6 protein-coding genes are annotated in these 4,949 nt (G+C 63.0%); 5 read left to right on the forward strand and 1 reads right to left on the reverse strand.

Features of this window, described 5'->3' with window-relative positions; all coding sequences use genetic code 11:
* Together EN969_RS16565 and EN969_RS16570 are read left to right on the forward strand one after the other, a co-directional pair.
* The coding region (locus tag EN969_RS16565) for a helix-turn-helix domain-containing protein (protein WP_281060012.1) at positions 1–266 on the forward strand (266 nt) is incomplete at its 5' end.
* The gene (locus EN969_RS16570) at positions 263–685 is read left to right on the forward strand and encodes a GNAT family N-acetyltransferase (protein WP_063167597.1); all 423 of its coding nucleotides are present in this window, start codon (positions 263–265) and stop codon (positions 683–685) included. The genes EN969_RS16565 and EN969_RS16570, both read left to right, overlap by 4 nt.
* On the opposite strand, the gene EN969_RS16575 is transcribed toward EN969_RS16570, so the two are convergent.
* The gene (locus EN969_RS16575; RefSeq protein WP_063170182.1) at positions 682–1,797 is read right to left on the reverse strand and encodes an anhydro-N-acetylmuramic acid kinase; all 1,116 of its coding nucleotides are present in this window, start codon (positions 1,795–1,797) and stop codon (positions 682–684) included. The two genes, EN969_RS16570 and EN969_RS16575, sit on opposite strands and share 4 nt — an antisense overlap.
* Before the next feature lie 371 nt (positions 1,798–2,168).
* Between EN969_RS16575 and EN969_RS16580 the strand changes: the two genes are divergently transcribed.
* From EN969_RS16580 to EN969_RS16590, 3 genes are all read left to right on the forward strand, one after another.
* Positions 2,169–2,858, forward strand: coding sequence for an SDR family NAD(P)-dependent oxidoreductase (locus EN969_RS16580; protein ID WP_063167598.1), 690 nt, complete (start codon positions 2,169–2,171; stop codon positions 2,856–2,858).
* 206 nt (positions 2,859–3,064) lie between these two features.
* Entirely contained in the window at positions 3,065–3,904 is an 840-nt protein-coding gene (locus tag EN969_RS16585; protein ID WP_063167599.1) for a transporter substrate-binding domain-containing protein, read from the forward strand.
* A 92-nt stretch (positions 3,905–3,996) separates the two neighbouring features.
* Positions 3,997–4,949, forward strand: a 953-nt coding sequence (locus EN969_RS16590) for a cation:dicarboxylase symporter family transporter (RefSeq protein ID WP_245467451.1), incomplete at its 3' end; no start/stop codon positions are given.

The following is a 4,949-nucleotide window of genomic DNA, read 5'->3' on the forward strand; positions in this document are numbered from 1 at the left end:
GTCTCGGCCCGGACGAGGAGATGAAAACGGTTCGCGCGCATTCGCCGGAGCCTGCGGCAGCATTGCCCGAACGGGTCGGCCACTATGAGGCGCAACTGATCCGCGATGCGCTACGCGACCATGGCGGCGACGTGCGCGCCGCCATCGACGTGCTCGGCGTGCCGCGTAAGACCTTTTATGACAAGCTCAAGCGCTACGGCATTGCCGCGTCCGAATTTCGCAATGGCGGCGATGCCGATACGCAACCCATCTCGGAAAAGCGATGAACACGACACTGCAAACGACGGCAAATCCCTCGCCGCAAGACCTCACTTTTCTCAGCGAAAGGCTGACGGCGTTCAACGACGGCGATGTCGGCGCGTCCGAAAGGCATGCGCTTGCGGTGTTCGTGCGCGACGACGCCGGCGCGGTCGTCGCCGGCATTTCCGGCTACACCGCCTGGGGATGGCTTTATGTGCAATGGCTCTGGGTGGATGAGCGGCTGCGTGGCCAGCACATGGCCGGCAAGATGCTGGACGCGGCCGAACATGAAGCGGTGGCGCGCGGCTGTCAAAACGCCTGGATCGACACCTTCAATCCGAATGCCGCCAAGGTCTATCAGCGCCAGGGTTATCAGCCCTTTGGAACACTTGCCGACTTCCCCGTCGGCCGCAGCCGCATCTTCCTGCAGAAGAAACTGGCTTAACCGGCGAGTTTTCCGCCCTGCATCGGCCGCGGTGCGCCGGTCGTGCTCGGAAAACTGATCGGCAGGCCGCGCAGCACGCGAACCGCGAGGAAGGCAAAGCATTCCGCCTCCACCGCGTCGCCGCTCCAGCCCAGGCTCTCGGCCTGCACCACCTCGACGCCGGCGCGGCTGGCCAGCATCGCCATCATGGTCGGATTATGGCGACCTCCGCCGCTGACCACCAGTTTCTTCGGCCGGTGCGGCAAGAGGTCGAGTGCCTTGCCGACGGCGCCGGCGGTGAACGCGGTGAGCAAGGCCGCACCATCCTCTGCATTCAGGCCGTCCGCCATCGCGGCACCGAAGTCGAAACGGTCCAGCGATTTCGGGTAGGCTTTGCTCAGATAAGGGTGCTGCAGCAGCTTGGCGAGCCGGGCCTCGTCGACCGTTCCCGCCCAGCCAAGCGCGCCGTCGCGGTCCATCTCGCCGAGCCCCTTCGACTTGATGAAATCGTTGAGCGGCGCGTTGGCGGGGCCGGTGTCGAAGGCGACGACATTGTCAGCGCCGTCCCACCAGGTGATGTTGGCGACGCCGCCGAGATTGAGTACGGCGACCTCGCCATTGGCACCGGCGCTGCGCATCAGCGCGGTGTGATAGACCGCGGCCAGCGGCGCGCCTTGCCCCCCGGCGCGCATGTCGGCCGAGCGGAAATCGTATGCGACCTTGGTGCCCAGTATGGCATGCATCAGCTCACCGTCGCCGAGCTGCCGGGTCTGGCCCAGCCGTCCAACCTGCGGCGCACGATGCAGAACGGTCTGGCCGTGAAAACCGACGATGCCGATATCGGCCATCGTCATGCCATAGCCTTCGACCAACTCCTTGACGGCCGCCGATTGCGCGCGTGTCAGGGCATCCTCCGCGGTGCGGAAGATCGCCGGCTCCGGCCCAACGAAACTCCACCCCCGCGCCTCCGTCAGCGTCTCTTCCAGCAGCGAGCGGATCGACGCGGGATAGGGCATCAGCCGGTAGGTGCCGAAATCCTCGATGCGTTCGCCATCGGTCTTGATCAGCGCGACGTCGATGTTGCCGTCCAGCACCGTGCCGGTCATCAGGCCGACGGCCCAGATTGGTTCCATAGTCGTTTCCTCGTTGAGCATGATCTTTTCCGAAAACCGTTTCCCACTTTTCGGGACCATGCTCCAGTCCCCATCGATGAGATCGCCGATAGCTTTGCGAAGCCTGACGATTCTACCGTCAAAATATCGGTCGGATGAATCCGGTTGGCGGGCAAGGTCCAAGCCTTGCCACTGTCGAAGCGGCGGTCTCGGTGCTGAAGGCCGAGCGGCCTTCGTAGCGCCACAGGCGATGCTGGACCGCGCAACGTTGGTTCTGCAGCCGTCTGGCTCAACAACCGCCGAGATGCCACCTCTTGCCTGTCAGCCCCGAAGGCGCGACCTTGCCTGATCTGGCGAACGCTTCCGCCGAAATCCGCAAGGAGTGAAAAATCATGGCATCCGATGTGGCCGTCATTGCAGGCGCCGGCGCTGGTCTGAGCGCCTCGCTTGCGCGCCTTCTCACCCAGGAAGGCTTTCGCGTGATTCTGGCCGCCCGCAATTTCGAGAAGCTCAGCGCTCTGACCGACGAAACCGGTGCGCTGGCCGTCGAGACGGATGTTGCCGACGTCGCGTCCGTCGCCAGCCTGTTCGACACTGCAGACAAGGCCGGCCCGCTGGCGCTTGCAGTGTTCAACGCCAGCGCGCGCACCCGCGGACCGATCGCCGAGCTCGATGCCGAAGCGGTCAAACAGGCATTGCTGGTCGGCGCCTATGGCGGCTTCCTGGTCGGCCAGCAGGCGGCGCGCCGGCTGCTTGGGCGGGGTTCCGGATCGATCCTGTTCACCGGCGCCACCGCCAGTGTGAAGGGATTTCCCGGCTCAGCCGGCTTCGCCATGCCGAAATTCGGCCTGCGCGGCCTGGCGCAGTCCATGGCCCGCGAGCTCGCTCCGCAGAACATCCACGTCGCCCACTTCATCATCGACGGCCAGATCGAGCCGGCCGGACAGGTGGCCGATCCCGGCCGGCCGGACCGCCGTCTATCGCCGGACGCCATCGCCGAGGCCTATCTTACAACCCATCCCCAGCATCGCAGCGCCTGGAGCTCGGAGCTTGAGCTGCGGCCCTGGGCAGAGACGTTTTGACAGTGCAGCTGATCGCCTAGGGGCCAACTAATCGCCTGGCGGGAAGTAACGCGATCCTTCCGCCATTCCTTTTACATTAGGTGATACTAATATTTTGTGGCGCTGAGCTGCTTATCCAATACATAAAAAAGCGCAGTGTAATATATACGTTTGTTTAACGTCGGTTGTGCATCTTGCTGGCTTTCCCGGTCTAATTGAGAACGCGTATGCCGGTTACACGTCGTACACTGCTTGCGGCCGGGAGCGGCGGGTTGCTGATCTCGCAAGCCCGGGCGGCCAACACTCCAGGACAGCAGGCGGAGAACGCCCCAACGCCGATCGCGAGCGGCGATGCCTTGCGCATCGCAATGCCGGCCTTCGCTTCCAATCCGTTCTTCCCGGCCGACGGATCGGGGGACAATGGCATAGACATGGAACTGGCCCACGGCATCGCCGCGGCGCTTGGGGTCGAGCCGGTGTTCGACCGATCCGCCGCAACGTTCGACGATATCGTCAGACAGGTCAGTTCCGGACAGGCCGACATGGCGATTGGCAAGCTCAGCAGGACGCTTCAGCGCGGCCGGTCGATCATCTATTCCCGCCCCTACGCCATGCTGCGGCAAGGGCTGATCGCCAACCGCCTCAACCTGGCGCGTATCGCGCAAGGCAAGCCGCCAGAACAGATTGTCCGTGATTTCTCAGGTGATCTCGGCGTGATCGAGGGCTCTTCCTTCGCCACTTATGCGGCCACGACTTTCCCACATGCGCAAATCCATCGCTTGGCAAGCTGGGACCTGATCATCGATGCGATCCGAAACGGGACGATCGACATGGCCTATCGCGATGATTTCGAGATCAAGAAGCTGATGGTCGACGATCCGTCGATGACAGTCGTAGCGCGCTCCATCACGCTGACCGACAAGGTCGATACGATCGCAGTCGGCGTGCGGCCGGACAATCCGCATCTCGCGGCCTTTGTCGATCTGTATCTCGACCTCGCGCGGGGTCAGCAGATTCTCAACACGGACGAGATCATCGCCCGCTATCGCCTGGGGAGCAAAGCCTGACAATGGCCATCTCCGACGTAGCCGGACCCCTGCCTTTCGATTGGCGTCTCGCGGCAAGGCGTATCTTGCGATCGCCGGTGACGACGATTGCGATGATTGCTGCAGGAATCCTGTGCGGCCTCTACTATCCAGACTTTGCCCATGCGATCAGCCCTGTCGCACAACTCTACCTGAATTTCCTAAAGATGGTCGTCCTGCCCTATTTGGTCTCATCGGTCATCTTCTCCATCACGGCGATGGTCCAGGACCCGAAATCGGTCCGCTACCTCGGTAAGGTGGGTATGGCCGTGCTGGTCGTGTCGTTCCTGGCCGTGCTGGTGAGCGGCACCTTGTCGCTGATCCTGCAGCCGGGCCAGATCGAGAATCCCCAGTCGCGCATCGAGCTTGGCGAGTTCATCAATTCGCAAGGCAGCGTGTCCACCGATCTCGCCTTCCCGTTCCAGCCGCCGCCCTCCAATGGGGATCCCAGCGGCGGGCATTCGATCCTGCTCGACCTGGTGCCGAACAACGTCTTCAATGCGCTGGCCTCGGGACAGACCATCCAGGTTCTGCTGTTCTGCCTGCTTTTCGGGCTCGCGATGGGGAAGATTCCCCAGCCCTCGTCCATGAGCCTGACGCAGGCGCTCAACGCGGTCTACAGGGCCTGTACGGTGCTGACCAACTGGTTCATCTGGGGGTTGCCCTTTGCAACCTTCATCCTGATCGCGGACCAGACCGCGTCGACCGGAACCAAGCCGCTCACGCTGATGGGCGGTTACCTGCTGGTGATGGGTTTTTCCTGCCTCATATTCGTTGCCGGCGCCTTTGCCATTATCGCCATCCGGTCGCGACGAAGCTACTGGACGACGATCAAGACCTGCCAGCCCCTTCTCATGGTGGCCATCACCACACGCTCTACGGTCGCCTCGCTGCCGTGGGTCATCAACCTTTTGAGCGAGCGCCTGCGGTTCAGCCTGGTGGTCGTGGAACTGCTGGTGCCGCTGCAGGCGGCTTTGCTGCGTACAGGCCCGGCGCTGCTCTACACTTCGGGTGCGCTGTTCATCGC

The organism is Mesorhizobium sp. M7A.F.Ca.CA.003.01.2.1, from assembly GCF_003998945.1.
Taxonomy (GTDB): Bacteria; Pseudomonadota; Alphaproteobacteria; order Rhizobiales; family Rhizobiaceae; genus Mesorhizobium; species Mesorhizobium ciceri.

Bases quoted from the DNA above. Each gene is read 5' to 3' on its own strand.
- EN969_RS16585 (WP_063167599.1), top strand. From the start codon at position 3,065: ATGCCGGTTACACGTCGTACACTGCTTGCGGCCGGGAGCGGCGGGTTG.
- EN969_RS16570 (WP_063167597.1), top strand. From the start codon at position 263: ATGAACACGACACTGCAAACGACGGCAAATCCCTCGCCGCAAGACCTC.
- EN969_RS16580 (WP_063167598.1), top strand. From the start codon at position 2,169: ATGGCATCCGATGTGGCCGTCATTGCAGGCGCCGGCGCTGGTCTGAGC.
- EN969_RS16575 (WP_063170182.1), bottom strand. From the start codon at position 1,797: ATGGAACCAATCTGGGCCGTCGGCCTGATGACCGGCACGGTGCTGGAC.